Annotated in this window: 16 protein-coding genes; 13 read left to right on the forward strand and 3 right to left on the reverse strand. The window is 60.2% G+C overall.

Annotated elements, in window-relative coordinates; all coding sequences use genetic code 11:
* Window positions 1–8: 8 nt before the first annotated feature.
* From ABC336_RS17265 to ABC336_RS17300, 8 genes are all read left to right on the forward strand, one after another.
* Window positions 9–965 (forward strand): carbohydrate ABC transporter permease, encoded by a 957-nt coding sequence (locus tag ABC336_RS17265; RefSeq protein ID WP_413239815.1) that lies wholly within the window; start codon window positions 9–11, stop codon window positions 963–965.
* A 1-nt stretch (window position 966) separates the two neighbouring features.
* Window positions 967–1,842: a carbohydrate ABC transporter permease gene (locus tag ABC336_RS17270; RefSeq protein ID WP_413239816.1), complete on the forward strand. Its 876-nt coding sequence runs from the start codon at window positions 967–969 to the stop codon at window positions 1,840–1,842.
* Between the two features lie 68 nt (window positions 1,843–1,910).
* The gene (locus ABC336_RS17275) at window positions 1,911–3,371 is read left to right on the forward strand and encodes a hypothetical protein (protein ID WP_413239817.1); all 1,461 of its coding nucleotides are present in this window, start codon (window positions 1,911–1,913) and stop codon (window positions 3,369–3,371) included.
* A complete protein-coding gene (locus tag ABC336_RS17280; protein ID WP_413239818.1) occupies window positions 3,368–3,994 on the forward strand; it encodes a Yip1 family protein in 627 nt (208 codons plus the stop codon). The genes ABC336_RS17275 and ABC336_RS17280 overlap by 4 nt, the downstream gene beginning before the upstream one ends.
* Before the next feature lie 15 nt (window positions 3,995–4,009).
* Window positions 4,010–6,565 (forward strand): DUF5696 domain-containing protein, encoded by a 2,556-nt coding sequence (locus ABC336_RS17285; RefSeq protein ID WP_413239819.1) that lies wholly within the window; start codon window positions 4,010–4,012, stop codon window positions 6,563–6,565.
* A 53-nt stretch (window positions 6,566–6,618) separates the two neighbouring features.
* Window positions 6,619–7,473, forward strand: coding sequence for a carbohydrate ABC transporter permease (locus ABC336_RS17290; protein WP_413239820.1), 855 nt, complete (start codon window positions 6,619–6,621; stop codon window positions 7,471–7,473).
* Window positions 7,474–7,496: 23 nt separating this feature from the next.
* A complete protein-coding gene (locus ABC336_RS17295) occupies window positions 7,497–8,444 on the forward strand; it encodes a carbohydrate ABC transporter permease (protein WP_413239821.1) in 948 nt (315 codons plus the stop codon).
* Between the two features lie 31 nt (window positions 8,445–8,475).
* A complete protein-coding gene (locus ABC336_RS17300; protein ID WP_413239822.1) occupies window positions 8,476–9,789 on the forward strand; it encodes an endo-1,4-beta-xylanase in 1,314 nt (437 codons plus the stop codon).
* A gap of 43 nt (window positions 9,790–9,832) precedes the next feature.
* On the opposite strand, the gene ABC336_RS17305 is transcribed toward ABC336_RS17300, so the two are convergent.
* Window positions 9,833–10,582, reverse strand: a complete 750-nt coding sequence (locus ABC336_RS17305) for a helix-turn-helix transcriptional regulator (protein ID WP_413239823.1) — start codon at window positions 10,580–10,582, stop codon at window positions 9,833–9,835.
* 317 nt (window positions 10,583–10,899) lie between these two features.
* Here ABC336_RS17305 and ABC336_RS17310 point away from each other — a divergent pair, with 317 nt between their 5' ends.
* On the forward strand, window positions 10,900–11,877 hold the full coding sequence (locus ABC336_RS17310) for a glycoside hydrolase family 43 protein (protein WP_413239824.1): 978 nt from the start codon (window positions 10,900–10,902) through the stop codon (window positions 11,875–11,877).
* Window positions 11,878–11,900: 23 nt separating this feature from the next.
* Window positions 11,901–12,911 (forward strand): endo-1,4-beta-xylanase, encoded by a 1,011-nt coding sequence (locus ABC336_RS17315; protein ID WP_413239825.1) that lies wholly within the window; start codon window positions 11,901–11,903, stop codon window positions 12,909–12,911.
* Window positions 12,912–12,922: 11 nt separating this feature from the next.
* On the opposite strand, the gene ABC336_RS17320 is transcribed toward ABC336_RS17315, so the two are convergent.
* Window positions 12,923–13,972 carry a Leu/Phe/Val dehydrogenase gene (locus ABC336_RS17320; RefSeq protein ID WP_413239826.1) on the reverse strand — a complete coding sequence of 350 codons (1,050 nt, stop codon included), beginning with the start codon at window positions 13,970–13,972 and terminating at the stop codon, window positions 12,923–12,925.
* A gap of 419 nt (window positions 13,973–14,391) precedes the next feature.
* On the opposite strand from ABC336_RS17320, the gene ABC336_RS17325 reads away from it, so the two are divergent.
* From ABC336_RS17325 to rbsK, 3 genes are all read left to right on the forward strand, one after another.
* The gene (locus ABC336_RS17325) at window positions 14,392–14,916 is read left to right on the forward strand and encodes a hypothetical protein (protein ID WP_413239827.1); all 525 of its coding nucleotides are present in this window, start codon (window positions 14,392–14,394) and stop codon (window positions 14,914–14,916) included.
* A gap of 40 nt (window positions 14,917–14,956) precedes the next feature.
* Window positions 14,957–15,463 carry a GNAT family N-acetyltransferase gene (locus ABC336_RS17330; protein ID WP_413239828.1) on the forward strand — a complete coding sequence of 169 codons (507 nt, stop codon included), beginning with the start codon at window positions 14,957–14,959 and terminating at the stop codon, window positions 15,461–15,463.
* 97 nt (window positions 15,464–15,560) lie between these two features.
* Window positions 15,561–16,505 (forward strand): ribokinase, encoded by a 945-nt coding sequence (gene rbsK / locus ABC336_RS17335; protein ID WP_413239829.1) that lies wholly within the window; start codon window positions 15,561–15,563, stop codon window positions 16,503–16,505.
* A gap of 132 nt (window positions 16,506–16,637) precedes the next feature.
* On the opposite strand, the gene ABC336_RS17340 is transcribed toward rbsK, so the two are convergent.
* Entirely contained in the window at window positions 16,638–17,144 is a 507-nt protein-coding gene (locus ABC336_RS17340; protein ID WP_413239830.1) for a hypothetical protein, read from the reverse strand.
* Window positions 17,145–17,727: the final 583 nt, after the last annotated feature.

Consider the following 17,727-nt stretch of genomic DNA (forward strand, 5'->3'; position numbering starts at 1 on the left):
GGAATACGTTGCAAGCCGAAAGAACCGATCACGCGGCTGTCTACGCCGTCCCGGCGGAGAAGACCTCCCGCCTGGCGCTGCTCAAGAAGCAGCTGCACGTCAACAGGCATCTGTACGTGCTGATGAGTCCGTTCATGCTGATCTTTTTCGCCTTTACAGTCATTCCGGTCGCCATGTCGCTCGTGCTGAGCTTCTTCTACTTCAATATGCTGGAGTTCCCGCGCTTCATCGGGTGGCAGAACTATGCACGGCTGTTCCTGAACGATGATGTATTTCTGATCGCGCTCAAAAATACGCTGCTGTTCGCCGTCATCACCGGGCCGATCAGCTATGTCGCCTGTTTCTTGTTCGCCTGGATCATCAATGAGCTCTCGCCCAAGATCCGCGCCTTCATGACGCTGGTGTTCTATGCGCCATCGATCTCGGGCAATGTGTTCTTCATCTGGCTGATCATCTTCTCCGGCGACAGCTATGGGTATCTGAACGGTTTCCTGATGCGCGTCGGCTTTATCCTGGAGCCGATCCAGTGGCTGCAGGACGAGAAGTACATCCTGGCGATCGTCATCATCGTCCAGCTGTGGCTCAGTCTGGGCACCAGCTTCCTGGCTTTCATCGCAGGCCTGCAGACGATCGACAAGACACTGGTCGAAGCCGGCTCGGTAGACGGCATCAAGAACCGCTGGCAGGAGCTGTGGTACATCACGCTGCCGTCGATGAAGCCGCAGCTGATGTTCGGCGCGGTCATGCAGATCACGGCGGCTTTCGCGGTGGCGGACATCTCGATCGCACTCGCCGGCTTCCCGAGCGTCAACTACGCTGCGCATACGGTGGTAACGCATCTGATGGACTTCGGTACGATCCGCTTCGAGATGGGGTATGCGTCCGCAATCGCAACGGTGCTGTTCGGCCTCATGCTGGGCACCAACATCATGACCCAGAAACTGCTGCGAAAGGTAGGGGAGTGAGATGTCGACCAAAGTGCTCGGTACGATCCGTCTGGGCAAGCGGCTGAACCGCTCGTTCTCCGTCAGCTTCCTGTTATTTGGCCTGCTGGCCGTGTTCGGCTCCTTCATGGTGCTGCCTCTGGTCTACACGGTCAACAATGCCTTCAAGCCGCTCGATGAGCTGTTTATCTTCCCGCCGCGCTTCTTCGTCAACAACCCGACGATGGATAACTTCTACGATCTGGTCGCGCTGATGGGCAACTCGTGGGTCCCGTTCTCCCGCTACATCGCCAACACGCTGCTGATTACCCTCGTCGGCACAGCGGGCCATATCCTGCTGGCCTCGGCTGCGGCTTATCCGCTGGCCAAGTACCGGTTCCCGGGGTCCAAGATGCTGTTCACCATCGTCATCCTCTCGCTCATGTTCTCGCCGCATGTCACGGCCATCCCGAACTATATGGTGATGTCGTGGCTTGGCTGGATCAACACGCACGCAGCGATCATCGTGCCGTCGCTGGCGTTCTCGCTCGGACTGTTCCTGATGAAGCAGTTCATGGAGCAGATCCCCGATGCCCTGCTGGAGGCGGCCAAGATTGACGGGGCTAGCGAATACCGGATCTTCTGGACTATCGTCATGCCCAACGTCAAGCCGGCCTGGCTGACGCTGATGATCCTGCAGTTCCCGGCCCTGTGGGGCACGGATGGCGGCAACTTCATCTATAGCGAGAATCTGAAGCCGCTCAACTACGCCCTCAGCCAGATCATCCAGGGCGGGATCGCCCGGGCCGGGGTCGGGGCGGCGGTGGCGCTCATCATCATGATCGTGCCGATCAGCCTGTTCATCGTCTCGCAGAGCAGTGTGATCCAGACGATGGCGACCTCCGGCATGAAGGATTAGTGAGGTAGTTCAAACCGAACTTTGCGAACACGATTCTAAAAAATGGCTCAAAAGGGGGGACCGACAACATGCCTAAGAGTGCGCGTCTTGCCAAATGGACGCTGACCGTCCTCTCCTGCTGCCTCTGTCTGGGAGCCTTGGGAGGCTTGCGGGCGGAGGCGGCGGAGGTGGCGCCTTCGTATATGTACTCCTACTACGGCGAAGCGGTCGCCGCGCCGGCAGCCTACCAGGCAACGGACTTGTATGACGGCCGGACGCTGGGCGTGGACGCCTTCAGGGAGCCGAGCGATCTCGGCGTCCACCCGGACGGTACGATCTATGTCCTCGACTCTGGCAACAACCGGGTGGTCCGGCTGGACCCGCAGATGCGGCTGCTCGACATCATCGACGGCTTCGACAGCGGCGGCAGCCCGGACAGCTTCGCCAATCCGCAAGGGCTGTTCGTCACAGCGACCGGCCATCTGTACGTCGCAGACACCGGCAAGCAGCGCGTCGTCCATCTCGACGAACAGGGCGGGCTGGTGAAGATCATCGATTCGCCGCAGTCCGAGCTGCTGCAGAGCAACTTCTCCTTCCAGCCGATGCGGCTTGTGGTCGACAGCAGCGAGCGGGTGTATGTGATGGCAGCCGGCGTGTTCGACGGCTTCATGGAGTTCAATTCGGACGGCACGTTCTCGACCTTTATCGGTGCCAACCGCGTCTATGTCGATCCGATCGAGTATCTGTGGAAGATGCTGGCGACACGCCAGCAGCGCAGTCAGATGGTCATGTTCACGCCGACCGAATTCACCAGCCTGGACATCAATGACGAGGGGTTCATCTATGCGACCAACGGAGACCGCTTCGGCGACCCGATCAAGAAGCTCAACGCGCAAGGGGCCGATATCCTGCGCAGGGAGGGCTACTACACGCCACAGGGAGATCTCCTCTACAGGAACACTGCGGGACCGTCCCGGCTCATCGATATCGATGTCGGCGACAGCGAGATGTACTCCGTACTCGACGCCAGACTGGGGCGGATCTTCACCTATAACGGCGATGGTCATCTGCTTCATATCTTCGGCGGGCTGGGCAACCGGGTTGGCGAATTTAATACACCGGTGGCGATCGCCCGTTCCGGCGAGGACATCCTGGTCCTCGACAAGGCGCTCGGCGAGATCACCCGCTTCCAGACGACGGAGTATGGACGAGTGCTCCATGAAGCGGTCCGCAGCTATTACCGCGGTGACGAGGAGGCGGCAGCCCGTTACTTCTATGAGGCCGTCAACCTCAACGCCAACCTCGAATATGCCTATGCCGGCATCGGCAAGGCGGAGCTCAGGCAGGGCAACTACAGCGACGCGGTGCATTATTTCCGGCAGAGCATGGATCACGCCAATTATTCCAAGGCGTATCAACTGCTGCGCAAGGAGGTGCTGCGCGAGCGCTTCTCGACGATCATGACAGGCCTCGTGCTGACTATCATCGGTCTGCTGGTCGTGAGGCGATATTTCAAATTGAAGGCGAGAAAGAAGGTCGTGCCCCTATGAACCGAGAGCAAGTCACCTATCCGCTTCAGTTGATCGTGCGCCCGTTCCAGGGCTTCTGGGATCTGAAGTACGAGCGGGAACGCAAGGGCGTGCTGATCGCGGCATGGATCATCCTGGCGATGCTGGCGCTCACCGTCATCCTGCAGCGGCAGTATAGCGGCTTCCTCGTCAACTTCGGCAACCCCAAATATATGAACAGTCTTCTGGAGCTCACTTATGTCGTTGTCCCCGTGTTGTTCTGGTGTGTGGCGAACTGGTCGCTGACGACGCTGATGGATGGGGAAGGCAAATTCGCCGAGATCTTCATGGCGACCTGCTTCGCGCTCCTGCCCATGGTGCTGATTCAATTCCCGTGGGTGTGGCTCAGCAACTTCATCACGCTGCAGGAGACGGCATTCTATTATTTCTCCGGCAGCGTAGCCGTTCTCTGGTGTCTGTTCCTGCTGTTCGTCGGCAACATGACGGTGCATCAGTTCTCGCCGTCCAAGACGCTGGTGACGATGGCGCTGACTGTCGTGGCGATGGGGTTCATGGCATTCCTGTGCCTGCTGTTCTTCAGTCTGATCCAGCAGATCGTCGGCTTCGTCTCGACGATCTACCAAGAGCTGTCGCTAAGAAGCTAGAAAGGAAGGCAACGGATGAGAGTAACGACAACTTACCTAGGTTTCGCGCTGCTGCTGACGGGCCTTCTGCTATCAGGCTGCTCGGATAGCGACTCGCAAGCTGTGCAGACGGCAGGCGAGCCCGAGATGATCGCCGTCACCGATGGTGAACGGCTCGCGGCCGCCTTCACGGACGAGCGGCTGCCCGGGATGAAGGGGGTCGCTCAGAGCGGGGCGCTGCAGCTGTACGTCGAGGAAGCGACGGCGGGCATCGCCGTGCTCAACCGGACGAGCGGCGACATTTGGCGGAGCAACCCGGCTGCGCCCGACGCCGATACGCTGGCGACAGGGACCAACAAGGATATGCTGTCCTCCCAGGTGCGGATGAGCTTCTACAACAATCTCGGGCAGATCAGTACGGTGAACTCCTACACCGACAGCGTGCTGCACCAGCAGATGAAGTACGAGGGGATCCCTGACGGACTGCGGGTGATGTACCAGTTTGGTACGAACAAGAAGACGATGGATGATATGCCGGGGCGCATCGCCAAGGAGCGCTTCGAGGAGATGGTGCTGAGCAAGCTGGACAACACGGGACAGCGGGCGCTGCGCATCGCCTATACGGAAGATAAGGAGGAGCCGTTCTATACCCGCAACGACTCGGCGCTGCAGGGGCTGCAGCTCGAGCGGGCGCTAGCCGCCTTCGAGGAGGCCGGGTATACCTCCGAGGATCTGGAGCAGGATATCGCTGACAACAACCTCGACCAGCCCAAGCCGACGCCGCGGATGTTCAATCTGACGATCGAATATACACTGGAAGACGACAGCTTGCTCGTCCGGGTACCGGTATCCGAGATCCGCTATCCGGGAGACTACCCGATCAACGCCGTCTCAGTGCTCGATTTCTTCGGCGCGGGCGGGACGGACGAGGAAGGCTCGCTGCTCGTCCCCGATGGCTCGGGGGCACTGATCCATTTCAATAACGGCAAGAAGACGTATCCCGCCTATCGTCAGGCGGTATACGGCATCGACAACACGATGAACAGCTCGCAGACATACTCTCGCGACGAGAAGGTCAGGCTGCCGGTATTTGGTATCCTCAAGGAGGGACGGGCGATGCTGGGCATGATCGAGCAAGGCGCGGCCGTTGCTTCGGTGACGGCAGACATCAGCGGCAAGATCAACAGCTTCAACTACGTCTACCCGAGCTTCATCGTCGTCAATAAGGACGATATCACGCTGAACGCTGACGGCGCGGTGCGGACACTCCCCAAATTCCAGGAATCGCCTACCAGCTCCGACTTCATCGTCCGGTATGCCTTCCTGACGGGAGAGGAAGCGTCGTATGCGGGGATGGCCAGTCACTACCGTCAGACGCTCATCGACCGGCAGCAGCTGGCGCCCTCGCAGGAGATCTCGCCAGGCACGGAGACCCCGTTCTACCTGCAGCTGGTCGGCGGCATCCCCAAGCTGAAGCATCGGCTCGGCATCCCGTATCAGGCGCTGGAGCCGCTGACGACCTTCGAGGAAGCGCAGACGATCGTCCGCCAGCTCCAGGAGCGGCAGGTAGAACGCATCAAGCTGCAGTACGCCGGCTGGTTCAATGGAGGGCTCGACCATAAGGCCCCGGATCAGGTGAAGGTGGACGGCGCGCTCGGCGGCAAGCGCGGACTGCAGGAGCTGGCGGTCTTCCTCGACGAACGGGGGGTCGAGCTGTATCCCGATACCGCGCTCCTGATGGCCAACCGGACGGAGGGCTTCCGGGTGTCCAGGGAGGCTTCGCGGATGCTCAGCGAAGCGCCGGCGGCACTCTACCCGATGAATCAGGCGCTTAATCTGCGCGACCGGCTCCGCACCCCCGCCTATGTCGTCTCGCCGACGAGGGTGCCTGCTTATGCCGACTCGCTGCTGCAGGGACTGGCATCCTATCCGACCGGCGGCATCTCGCTGCGCGATCTGGCAGATCAACTGAACAGCGATATGCGCAAAAACCGACAGCTCGACCGGACGCAATCCGAGGGCATCTCGGTAGAAGCGCTGGAGCGGATCAGCGCCAGCCAGGGCAGCGTCATGGCCCAGGGCGGCAATGCCTACGCGCTGCCGTACCTGACCGATATTATCCGCGCGCCGCTGGGCAGCAGCCGGTTCAAGCTGGAGGATGAGGAGATCCCGTTCTATCAGATGGTCGTCCGCGGCTCGGTCGATTATACGGGCGCGCCTTTCAATCTGTCGACACATACGAACACGAGCCAATATGTACTCAAGAGTCTCGAATACGGCTCGCACGTCTACTTCACCTGGATCTATCAATCGGGGCATAAGGTGAAGGAGACGGAGTTCGACTATCTGTACGCGGTCAACTACGAGCAGTGGATCGACACGGCGGCGCAGATGTACGGCGAAGTGAACGAGGCGCTCTCGAAAGTAGCCGGCCAGCGGCTGAGCGGCCATGAGAAGCTGGCCGACGGCGTCTTCAAGTCAACCTACGAGAACGGCGTGTCCTTTATCGTCAACTACAACCGCGAGCCGGTGACGGCCGAGGGCCGGCGGATCGAGGCCGAGAGCTATGCGATAGGTGGTGAACCGTCCTGAGAGCGATCCTGAAGTTCAAATCCAAGCCGCGTACCTACGCGCAGCAGAAGGCGATGTGGGGCTTCCTCTACGTTCTGCCGTGGCTGCTGGGCTTCATCTTCTTCTTCCTGACGCCGCTCCTGACCTCGCTGAGGTACAGCCTCAGCACTGTCGAATCCAGCGCGCAAGGGCTGACGGTGCAGTTCACCGGGTTAAAAAACTACATCGATGCGCTAACGGTCAATACGAGCTTTAACCGTGTGCTCACCGAGTCGATCATCAACATGGTCGTCAATGTGCCGCTCATCGTCATCTTCAGCCTGTTCCTGGCGGTGCTGCTCAACCAGAAGTTCGTGGGCCGCTCGGTAGCCCGCTCGATCTTCTTCCTGCCGGTCATCCTCGCCTCCGGCGTCATCATGACGCTGGAGAGCACGAGCCTGATCCAGGCGATCAACGATCAGAACAGCGGCGCTCGCGTGATCAACGCCATGGGCAGCTTCGAGCTGGAGCGGATGATGCTGCAGGCCGGCGTCAGCGAGTGGATCGTCAACTATCTGACCGGCGCAGTGGACCGGATCTATCAGATCGTCAGTCAATCGGGCGTGCAGATCCTGATCTTCCTGGCGGGCATCCAGACGATCTCGCCGGCACTGTATGAAGCGTCCAAGATCGAGGGGGCGACCGGGTACGAGGCGTTCTGGAAGATTACTTTCCCGATGGTCAGTCCGCTCATCCTGGTCAATGTCATCTATACGATCATCGATTCGTTCTCGCGCAATGCGCTCACGGAGCTGATCCGCGAGACCGGGTTCGTGAGATTCAACTTTGGCCTCAGCTCGGCGATGGCCTGGATCTACTTCCTGGCGATCGCGCTCATCCTGGCGGTCATCTCGTACCTCGTCTCCAAGAGAGTGTTCTATCAAGACTAGCTTGCAAGGGAGGACAGCAACACATGCATGCGACCCGGATATTATCGCTGGAGAGCTGGAAGCGCTGGCTCTGGATCGTCGTTCGCTTCGTATTGATTGTCGGTCTGTCGTTCGTCGTCTTGTACCCCATCTTCCAGAAGATCGCGACCGCCATCAAGGCCAAGGCCGACTTGTACTCGCCGATCGTCGTCTGGGTTCCGCAGAACTATACGCTGGATAACTTTCGTCAGGTCATCTCCGTGATGGACTACTGGCAGACGCTGCTCAATACCTTTACACTGGCAGGGACGACGACGATCCTGACGACGGCCTCCTGCGCGCTCGCGGGGTACGGCTTTGCCCGTCTGAAGTTCAAGGGCAGCAATCTGTTGTTCGCCGGGGTCATCCTGACGATCCTGGTGCCGCCGACGACGATCCTGATCCCGCTGTACCTGAATCTGAAGGATTTTACGCTGATGGGCTTGATCCCGCTGCTCACAGGCAAGCCGGTCAACTTGCTCAATTCGTACTGGCCATTCCTGCTGACATCGCTGACGGCGACGTCCCTGAAGGCGGGGCTGTATATCTTCATCTTCCGCCAGTTCTTCCGCGGCATCCCCAAGGAGGTGGAGGAGGCTGCATACGTGGACGGCGCGGGCGTCGGCACGACATTTACGCGGATCATGCTGCCCAATGCAATCCCGTCGATCGTCACGGTCATGCTGTTCTCCTTCGTCTGGCAATGGAACGACAGCTTCTACACGACGACCTACCTGACGAGCAGCAAGGTGATGGCGACGCAGCTGTCATCGCTGCCGCATAACCTGTCGATCCTGCTGTCGGGCGGCGATACGTCGACGGCGGATCCATTCTATCTGAGCATGGTGCAGGACACCGGCATCCTGATGGCGATCCTGCCGCTCATCATCATCTATCTGTTCGTCCAGCGTTACTTCGTCGAGAGCATCGAGAGAACAGGCCTGGTCGGTTAGGCCGTCATCGGCAAGAAAGGAGAATGCACGCTTGGGAAACGATCGTAAGCGAACAGTTGCGCTGATCGCCGCCGCCTCTGCCATCGTCATCATCCTGGCGGCGGTCGCGCTGTGGCCGGCCCCGGAGGAGCCTCAGTCCCTCGTGGAGAACGGGGGAGAGGAGACAGCGGCAGCCAGCACGAACGAGCAGTCGGAGGTACCGGCCGCAGCGAACGAAGAGCCGACTGCCGGAGCAGGAGCTGACGGGCCGGAGCCGGCAGCCGCGGAGCCGGTCGAGCCGCAGGTGCAGCAGGAGCTGCGCTCGCTGGCCGAGGCGTACGAGAGGAGCTTCCCGATCGGCGCTGCGATCGAGCCCTTCCAGACGCAGGGGAAGACGGCGGAGCTGCTGAAGCGCCATGTCAACTATCTGGTGGCGGAGAATGCGATGAAGCCCGCCTCGCTGCAGCCGGTCGAAGGGCAGTTCCGCTTCGAGCCGGCGGACCGGATCGTCGCCTTCGCCCGCGAAAACGGGATGGCATTGCGGTTCCACACGCTCGTCTGGCACAATCAGTCGCCGGACTGGTTTTTCCTCGATGAGGAAGGCAAGTCGATGGTCGAGGAGACGGACGAGGCCAAGCGGGAGGCTAACAAAAAGCTCGTCCTCGAGCGTCTGGAGACGCATGTCCGCACCATCGTCGAGCGGTACAAGGACGATATCGTCTCGTGGGATGTGGTGAACGAGGTCATCGAGCCGGCCGATCCGGACGGCATGCGGGCGAGTCCCTGGTATCAGGTGACAGGGACCGACTATATCGCCACCGCCTTCCGAGCCGCGCGCGAGGCGGGCGGGCCGGACATCCGGCTCTATATCAACGACTACAACACCAACGAGCCGGTCAAGCGGGACCGGATGTACGAGCTGGTGAAATCGCTGCTGGCGGACGGCGTGCCGATCGACGGCGTCGGCCACCAGACGCATATCAATTATCGCTGGCCCTCGGTCGATTCGATCCTCGCCTCGATCCGCATGTTCGCCGACCTCGGGCTGGACAACGAGATCACCGAGCTGGATATGAGCATCTACGAGTACCAGGACCGCACCGACCTCGGCTTGCCGATCCCGGAGGATCGGCTGGAGATACAGGCGCGGCGCTACGGCGAGCTGTTCCGGGCGCTGCACGAGCATCGGGAGCTGATCGGCGGCGTCGTCTTCTGGGGCATCGCGGACAATCATACGTGGCTCAACGGTTTCCCGGTCGAGCGTACGGACGCGCCGCTGCCGTTTGACAGACAGCTGCAAGCGAAGCCGGCCTACTGGTCGATCCTGGAGGCAGCCGGGCAGCAGCCGGCAACGGACGCGCAATAACAAGCGTCACATAACAAACGTCACATAACAAACGTCCATCACCCTAGGCGGTGATGGACGTTTGTTTGCGATAAGCGTTGGCGCTGACGCCGGTGTAGGCTTTGAACTTCTTATAGAACCAGTCCGTCTCGCTGTATCCGACTTCCCGCGCGACTTCATAGACTTTGAGCCGGGTATGTGCGAGCAGCGACTTGGCCTTCTCCATGCGCTGCCGCATCAGATATTCATGAAAGGTGATGTTCTCGTGCAGCTTGAATTTCTGACCCAGGTACGCACAGTTCAAGTGCAGCAGGCGCGAGATTTTCTTCAACGTAATATTGCGATGGAGCTCCTGTGCTACATAAGCCTTGACCTGCTCGATATCCGGTGAAGTCAGCTCTGCAGGGCAGCTTGCTGTGGAGTCGGAGAGGCCAGGCGCTCTGCGCAGCCCTTCATCCAAGGCCGCGCAGAGCGCCCGGGGGCCGACAGGATCGGGTACGATGGCGCAGATGCGTCCCCGGGGAGCTGCGATCTCTTCAGTCCAGCAGGCGTGTCCGCCCAGCAGGACAACAGGCAGCGCGGCGGATTGACTTACCTGCTCATATAACTGGCGCTGATCGGCAGGATCTCCGTTCATTTGGATCATGATCAGGGTGTAAGGGAGCTCCTGCGGGGCAGTCGCCAGCCTCGCGGCAGCCTCTTCATAGCCGTCGGCATAGCCCGAGATCGTCCATCCGGCAGGGTGCCGCTCGAGGATCAAGCGAGTTTTCTCCCGGGAGTAGATGCTGGGATCGACCAGCAAAGCCTTGAACATACGTCTCTTCCCCTCCTTGGCGAATTCGCAAGCCTTTCCAGGCGCAGCACGATGGAACGGAGGTTAAGTGTACGGCCGCCGTTTCGCTGGTTGCGCTGGTTACGCTTTCATTATCGGATGAATCGGGTTAGCCGGGCAATGTGCTATTCTTTGGATTGCTCGCCGTCGTTTACCTGATGCGTCTCTCATGGGAAGCTGCCTGTCGGTGCTCGGACTCCTATAGTTTTTGGTGTATAATCTAAGGTTTGCCCGGTTGTTAGGCCCAAATGTAAGCGTTACAATGAGGGTTGAATAATAAACAATGGAGGAGAGGCTTCATGAGCAATCTGCCCAAGCCGCATCGGCCGCTCGTTACGCATATCTATACCGCGGATCCATCGGCTCACGTATTTGAAGGCAAGCTGTACATCTACCCGTCACACGATCTCGATCATGACGGTCCATCCAATGACAACGGAGACCAGTACAAGATGGAGGACTATCACATCCTGTCGCTGGAGGATTTTGATGCGCCGGTGGTCGATCATGGCGAGGCGCTGCATCTGCGGGACGTCCCGTGGGCATCCAAGCAGATGTGGGCGCCGGACGCCGCCTTCAAGAACGGCACTTACTACTTCTACTTCCCGGCCCGGGACCACGAAGGCAACTTTCGGATCGGCGTCGCTACGAGCAGTTCGCCTGCGGGGCCGTTTGCGCCTGAGCCTGCATACATGGAGGGAAGCTTCAGCATCGACCCTGCCGTGCTGGTAGACGATGACGGGCAGGCTTACATGTACTTTGGCGGTCTGTGGGGCGGCCAGTTGGAGAAATGGCAGCACGGGACGTTCGACCCTGCCGGGGCAGAGCCTGCTGCGGACGCGCCGGCGCTGGGACCCCGCGTCGCCAGACTGAGCGACGATATGCTGACGATCGAGGGTCAGGCGCAGGAGATCGCCATCCTGGACGAGCAGGGCCAGCCGCTGCTGGCCGGTGACGAGGACCGCCGCTTCTTCGAGGGCGCATGGATGCACAAGTACAATGGCTTGTATTATCTGTCCTACTCAACAGGAACGACACACAAGCTGGTCTACGCGACCAGCGCGAGCCCGCAAGGTCCCTTCACCTTCAGAGGGACGATCCTGGAGCCTGTCATCGGCTGGACGACACATCACTCGATCGTTCAGTTCCGGGACAAGTGGTATCTGTTCTATCACGACAGCTCGCTCTCCGAAGGCGTCAATCACAAGCGCTGCGTGAAATACAGCGAGCTTCATTACAACGAGGACGGCACGATCCGTCTGGTCCAGCCTGACTAAACCAAGCAGGGGAGGCGAATGGGATGACGCAATCCACCGAAGTACCGAAGCTGAAGGACGTATTCCGCGACCGCTTCCTGGTCGGCGCGGCAGTGAACCCGCGGACGCTGACCGCGCAGCGGGAGCTGCTCGGCAGCCACTTCAACAGTGTGACGGCCGAGAATGAGATGAAGTTCGAGCGGCTGCAGCCGGAGGAAGGCCGTTATACGTTCGAGCATGCCGACCAGATGATGGCGTTTGCCAAGGAACACGACATGGGTGTCAGAGGGCATACGCTCGTCTGGCATAACCAGACGCCGGCCTGGGTGTTCGAGGACGGCTCGGGCGGGACGATCGGCCGCGAAGGGCTGCTGGCGCGGATGAAGACGCATATCGACACGGTGGTCGGCCGCTACAAAGGACGTATCTATGCCTGGGACGTCGTCAATGAGGCGGTCTCCGACAGCGGCCCCGAGGTGCTGCGAGAATCGCAGTGGCTAAGTATCGCCGGCGACGACTTCATCGCCCGGGCGTTCGAGTATGCACATGCCGCCGATCCGGACGCGCTGCTCTTCTACAATGATTATAATGAAGCGGTGCCGGAGAAGCGGGAGAAGATCTATACGCTGGTCAAATCGCTATTGGACCAAGACGTGCCGATCCACGGCATCGGTCTGCAGGCGCACTGGAGCCTTCACCATCCGGATGCGGATCATATCCGGACGGCGATCGAGCGCTATGCCAGTCTCGGGCTGAAGCTGCATATTACGGAGCTCGACGTATCCGTATTCGGACATGACGACCGCCGTACGGATCTGCTGGAGCCTGCTCCGGGCATGTTGGAGCAGCAGGCGGAGCGCTATGCCGAGTTCTTCGACTTGTTCCGCGAGTACAGCGAGCACATCACCTCTGTCACCTTCTGGGGTGCGGCGGACGATTACACGTGGCTGAACAACTTCCCGGTCCGGGGCCGCAGGAACTGGCCGTTCCTGTTCGATGCGGAGCATCAGCCGAAGCCGGCGTTCTGGCAGGCGGTCGGGCGGGCGGAGGGCTGAGCGGGAGACCGCTAGCCAGAGCCCAGCCGCTCTAGGGCGAGCGCGGCCGCTGCTGCATCCGTGGTCGTGCCGGTGCGCTCGGCCAGATCCAGTACGGTGGTCAGCGTGTCCGGCACCGCTTCGGTCTGTATGCGAGCTTGCTCCGCTTGCCCCCCCGCCAGTTCGACGGCTGTGACGATGATGCCGCCGCTGTTGATGACATAATCGGGGGCGTACAGGATGCCCCGCGCCTGCAGCCGGTCGGCCAGGGCGGGATCCGCGAGCTGGTTGTTGGCCGCGCCGGCGACGATCCGGCAGCGCAGCTCCGGCACCGTCTGCTCGCTCAGGATGCCGCCAACGGCACAAGGGGCAAATACGTCGCAGGGCGTGCGATGGATGGTGTCGACCGCCGCTGCCGCCGCGCCCCACATCTGTCTCACCCGCGTCACCCGGGCACCGTCGAGGTCGGCAACGACGAGACGCGCTCCCGCCTTGCCGAGATAGCCGCAGAGGAAGGAGCCGACCTTGCCGAGTCCCTGCACGGCTACCGTGCGGCCCTGCAGGTCGGCTGAGCCGAGCCGGCGGCCCGCTGCTGTCCGGATCGCCAGATAGACGCCGTAGGCGGTCATATCAGCGGTCAGATCGCCTGTAGCTCCGAGCGACCCTGTCGTATCGGTGACATAGGCGGTCTCTTTGCGCATCTCGTCCATATCCGACGGCTGGCTGCCCAGATCGAGACCGGTGATATACTCACCCTGCATCCGCTCGATCTGCCGGCCCAACGCCCGGAACGCCGCCGCGCGCCGCGCGCCGTCCATATCGGGCGGCGCTATCAGCACCGCTTTGCCGCCGCCGTAGGGCAGCCCTGCCAGCGCGCATTTCCAGGTCATGCTGCGAGCAAGCTGCATGGCGTCGGCCAAGGCATCTTCTTCGCTATCGTATTGCCGGAACCGGCATCCGCCGAGTGCCGGTCCCCTTCCGGTGTGATGCACCGCGATGATCGCCCGCAAGCCGCTCTGTCGTTCGTGGAGCCATACCAGCTGCTCCATCGGGTCTTCGGGCCAGTTCTTGCATTCGCTCATTGTGTCCACGCCTCCTTGCCAGCCATCGGCATCGGTGATACCTTATAGGATGCAGACCCCGGCCGGCACGCGACGGGGACATTCGCCCTCCGGGCGGACCGTTGGTTACGTTAGGGAACGAACATTAGGACAAAAGTTTTAAAATTGTAGCGCAGACTACAGAATTTTACACAAACCCATGGTATAGTAGAACCAGAATCAACAGCAAAGGAGGTGCTCATATGTACCCAGCAAAACCGGATGTAAAAGAACAAGTAAAAGGCAGTGGATTTGGCAAAATCGTCCTGAACCTGCTCTCCGCCAGCGAGCAAGTACGCACTTCGGCAGCAAAATAAGCGGCAGCGGCGCGGGCGCCCGAACGGTCTGCAACAGCGATCGGGGGCCCAAGACCCAGGTGCCATGGCGAAGGAGTCGCAGCAATGGAATACTATATCCAGACCTGCAGTACAGAACAATATATGGAGAAGTATATGACGCTTGTGCTGGAGCACTACGAAGAGCTGAATCTGCCGTATACGTTTCCGGTCGCGCTCAGCTTCCTGTCGTCGCCGCTGCTCATGAAGAAAGAGGCATTCGTCTGTTTTGCGGGCGATTATGAGGTGGTAGGCGCCTTCGGTTATATCCGCGGGACGGCGGACGAGCAATATGCGAATACCGAGATTGCGCAGATCCAGATTGTCTTCATCCAGGAGGCGCACCGGGGCGGCCGGCTGTTCTTCGAAGGATTGCGCTACTTGGCCGAGCATAATGCGATGGAGAAGGAACCGATCCGCGAGTTCCGCTTCTGGGTACCGTCGCGGCTGGGCATGCAGCGGCTTTTGGGCAAGTTTGCCGAACTGGCTCGGAACTGGGAGACAGAGAACGGCTTGCTGGACGAGTATCATCTCCGTGCAGATCGCTTGGAGGCGTATGTGAACCGCGTAGGACACACCGCTGCTTCATAAGGCGGTAGCCCGGAATATACGCAAATGAATGAGGTGTGCCATGGCGATCCGATTCACCTGGTGCCGGAGCGATGCGGATTACGCCCGGTATGTCCTGTATTACATCCGCAACCGCCATCTGTTCAGCGAACGGATGAATCTGCTCGATACGCTATTTCATGTGCTCACCAGCCTTCAAGAGACGCGTATTCTGCTCATCCTCTCCGAGGACGACTTGATCGGCTGGGGTCAGTTCGGCATCGTCGGCGAATCGTATCGTCCGGATCCCGAAGGGACGATTATGTTCATGCATTCCACTGTCGTCGACCCGGCTTTCCGCAGCAACGGCCTGTTCCTTCGCGGCTTTCGCGAGTTGATCGACAGCGTTGCGGGAGAGACGCCGCAGATTCGCGAGTTTCATTTTTTTGCCCAGCGGGACAACGCGTATCTGAACCGCTTGTACGGCAAGTTCGCCCGGGTCATCGGGCAGCGCGAGGGCCTGCATGGCGAGGAGAATATTTTTGCGACCGGCATGGACGAGCTGAAACGGTATTTGCGGCTGGCCTGAGGGCCGGTTTTTTTGTTTTTGGCACCGGATTGCAGGAGCAGCACGGCGGACGGCGAAACCTTTACATAATCAAAAATGCATCCAGGGGGACGAGCAGGTGGGCATCCAAGCGGTAGTAATCGGAAGTTTGAATATGGATCTGACGGTGCGGGTAGCGCAGCTGCCGGCAGAGGGCGAGACGCTGCTGGCGGAGGCGTCGACAGAGCTGCCGGGAGGCAAAGGCGGCAACCAGGCTGCGGCAATCGGCAAACTGGGGATCGCGACGGCGATGATCGCCAAAGTGGGTGCCGACGATTATGGCGACCGGTTGGTGGCTTCGCTGCAGGGAAGCGGGGTGGACATCTCGGGCGTGATGGTATCGGACCGCTCGACAGGGATGGCGATGATCACGATCGACCGCGAGGGGCGCAACCATATCGTCGTTATCCCCGGCGCCAATGCGGACTTGTCTTGCGAGGATATCGAAAGCCAGCGTCATCTGATCGAGCAGTGCGAGATCGTCGTCCTGCAGTTGGAGATCCCTTACGAGACGGCTGTCTACGCCCTGCGGCTGGCCAAGCAGCTAGGCAAGCGTACGGTGCTCAATCCGGCACCCGCCCGGGAGCTGGACGCCGAGACGCTGTCGCTTGTCGATCTGCTCATCCCCAACGAGCATGAGCTGGAGTCCATTACCGGCGTGGCACCGCAGGACGAGTCGCATCTGTTGGAGGCGGCGGGCAGGCTGGAAGCGCAGGGGACCAAGGCGATGATCGTCACGCTGGGCGCGGCGGGGTGTGCCTTGATCCGGGACGGACAGCTGCAGACGTTCGCCGCTACCCGGGTTCAGGCAGTGGATACGACCGCTGCGGGCGACAGCTTCATCGGCGGCTATGTCGCCGAGTATTTGACCACAGGCGATGACGAGCGGGCGATCCGTTTTGCGATGCAGGCTGCGGCTGTCACGGTGACCCGGCATGGCGCCCAGCAGTCGCTGCCTAGCCGAGCCGAGGTTCAGGCGCTCCACGGCTCGGCTAATGCAGATGCCGATGCCCCGAGGGGATAAACCGTCGCATGCCTAGATAGCAACAGCCTGTTGAGATGCCTCAGCAGGCTGTTGTGCGTATTGGGCGAACGTAGAGCGGCCGAGCAGGGGATGGTGCATCCAGGTGATGCATCCTTGCTCTGGTATCTGCGCTCAGACCTTGCGGTTCCTGCGAGCGACCATCAGGTAGGCCCCGGCTGCGATCAGCAGCAGACCGATCGCCGATTGCCCGCCGCTGAGCTGGCCCAGCAGGCCGCCCAGCGTGAAGATGGCGAAGAAGAGCAGCGACAGCGCCGTCAGGATCTGAACCGGCAGCAGCAGCCATTTGTTACGGTTGCCGAACCAGTAGAACTCGAACAGACCTACTGCGGGCGCCAGGATGAAGCCCGGCCACATGTAATGCCAGTTGCCGAACAGCATGGCGATCTGACAGACGATCCCCGCAGTGATCAGGACGCCGCCGGGGATCAGCAGCCCGACACCAGGACGGCCGATCATCGAGAAGTACAGCCAGTGAAAGAACAGGCCCAGCGGGATGACGAACATGGTGGGCCAGAAGTAGGCGAATAATTGGCCTGTACTGTAGGTCTCTGTCCGGCCCAGGAACAGGTAGACGCCGAAGAGGAGAAGCGCGACTCCGATAACGGCTCTTTTTTGCATGGGATACAGCTCCTTTGATTCATAATGTACGAATGTCATGTTTTGAAATACAAGCTCCTGTCTGCATGGCTTGTATTTCTCCGATATGAAAGCCCCGAATGGGCTCACCGTTGCCGCTTAGCGATTGAAACGTATCTGTCAGCTCGCTCTACCAACTGGATGAGGGCAGGTCTTAACGGAACTCTGAAGCCTTATTTCGCGGACATTTGATCGAATAAGGTCTCTGAGTTCCGTAAGGACTGAGGCCACAACGTTATCAGCAGCTGTCGGAGCCCAACATTTGTCGTTCCGCCTGCAGTAGCGCACCTTTCTTCCCTTACAGCGCCCGAGTCGCTCCTTCCGCTTGCAGTAGCGCACTTTTGTTCCCTTACAGCGCCCGAGTCGCTCGTTCCGCCTGCAGTAGCGCACCTTTCTTCCCTTACAGCACCCGAGTCTCTCCTTCCGCCTGCAGTAGCGCACCTTTCTTCCCTTACAGCACCCGAGTTGCTCCTTCCGCCTGCAGTAGCGCACCTTTCTTCCCTTACAGCGCCCGAGTCGCTCCTTCCGCCTGCAGTAGCGCACTTTTGTTCCCTTACAGCGCCCG

Source organism: Paenibacillus jepli (genome assembly GCF_047238105.1).
Taxonomy (GTDB): Bacteria; Bacillota; Bacilli; order Paenibacillales; family Paenibacillaceae; genus Paenibacillus_D.

What these genes read in the sequence shown, in the direction of transcription:
- ABC336_RS17280 (WP_413239818.1), top strand. Translation starts at nt 3,368, where the DNA reads ATGAACCGAGAGCAAGTCACCTATCCGCTTCAGTTGATCGTGCGCCCG.
- ABC336_RS17295 (WP_413239821.1), top strand. Translation starts at nt 7,497, where the DNA reads ATGCATGCGACCCGGATATTATCGCTGGAGAGCTGGAAGCGCTGGCTC.
- ABC336_RS17315 (WP_413239825.1), top strand. Translation starts at nt 11,901, where the DNA reads ATGACGCAATCCACCGAAGTACCGAAGCTGAAGGACGTATTCCGCGAC.
- ABC336_RS17330 (WP_413239828.1), top strand. Translation starts at nt 14,957, where the DNA reads ATGGCGATCCGATTCACCTGGTGCCGGAGCGATGCGGATTACGCCCGG.
- ABC336_RS17290 (WP_413239820.1), top strand. Translation starts at nt 6,619, where the DNA reads ATGTGGGGCTTCCTCTACGTTCTGCCGTGGCTGCTGGGCTTCATCTTC.
- ABC336_RS17270 (WP_413239816.1), top strand. Translation starts at nt 967, where the DNA reads ATGTCGACCAAAGTGCTCGGTACGATCCGTCTGGGCAAGCGGCTGAAC.
- ABC336_RS17310 (WP_413239824.1), top strand. Translation starts at nt 10,900, where the DNA reads ATGAGCAATCTGCCCAAGCCGCATCGGCCGCTCGTTACGCATATCTAT.
- ABC336_RS17275 (WP_413239817.1), top strand. Translation starts at nt 1,911, where the DNA reads ATGCCTAAGAGTGCGCGTCTTGCCAAATGGACGCTGACCGTCCTCTCC.
- ABC336_RS17305 (WP_413239823.1), bottom strand. Translation starts at nt 10,582, where the DNA reads ATGTTCAAGGCTTTGCTGGTCGATCCCAGCATCTACTCCCGGGAGAAA.
- ABC336_RS17340 (WP_413239830.1), bottom strand. Translation starts at nt 17,144, where the DNA reads ATGCAAAAAAGAGCCGTTATCGGAGTCGCGCTTCTCCTCTTCGGCGTC.
- ABC336_RS17325 (WP_413239827.1), top strand. Translation starts at nt 14,392, where the DNA reads ATGGAATACTATATCCAGACCTGCAGTACAGAACAATATATGGAGAAG.
- ABC336_RS17320 (WP_413239826.1), bottom strand. Translation starts at nt 13,972, where the DNA reads ATGAGCGAATGCAAGAACTGGCCCGAAGACCCGATGGAGCAGCTGGTA.
- ABC336_RS17285 (WP_413239819.1), top strand. Translation starts at nt 4,010, where the DNA reads ATGAGAGTAACGACAACTTACCTAGGTTTCGCGCTGCTGCTGACGGGC.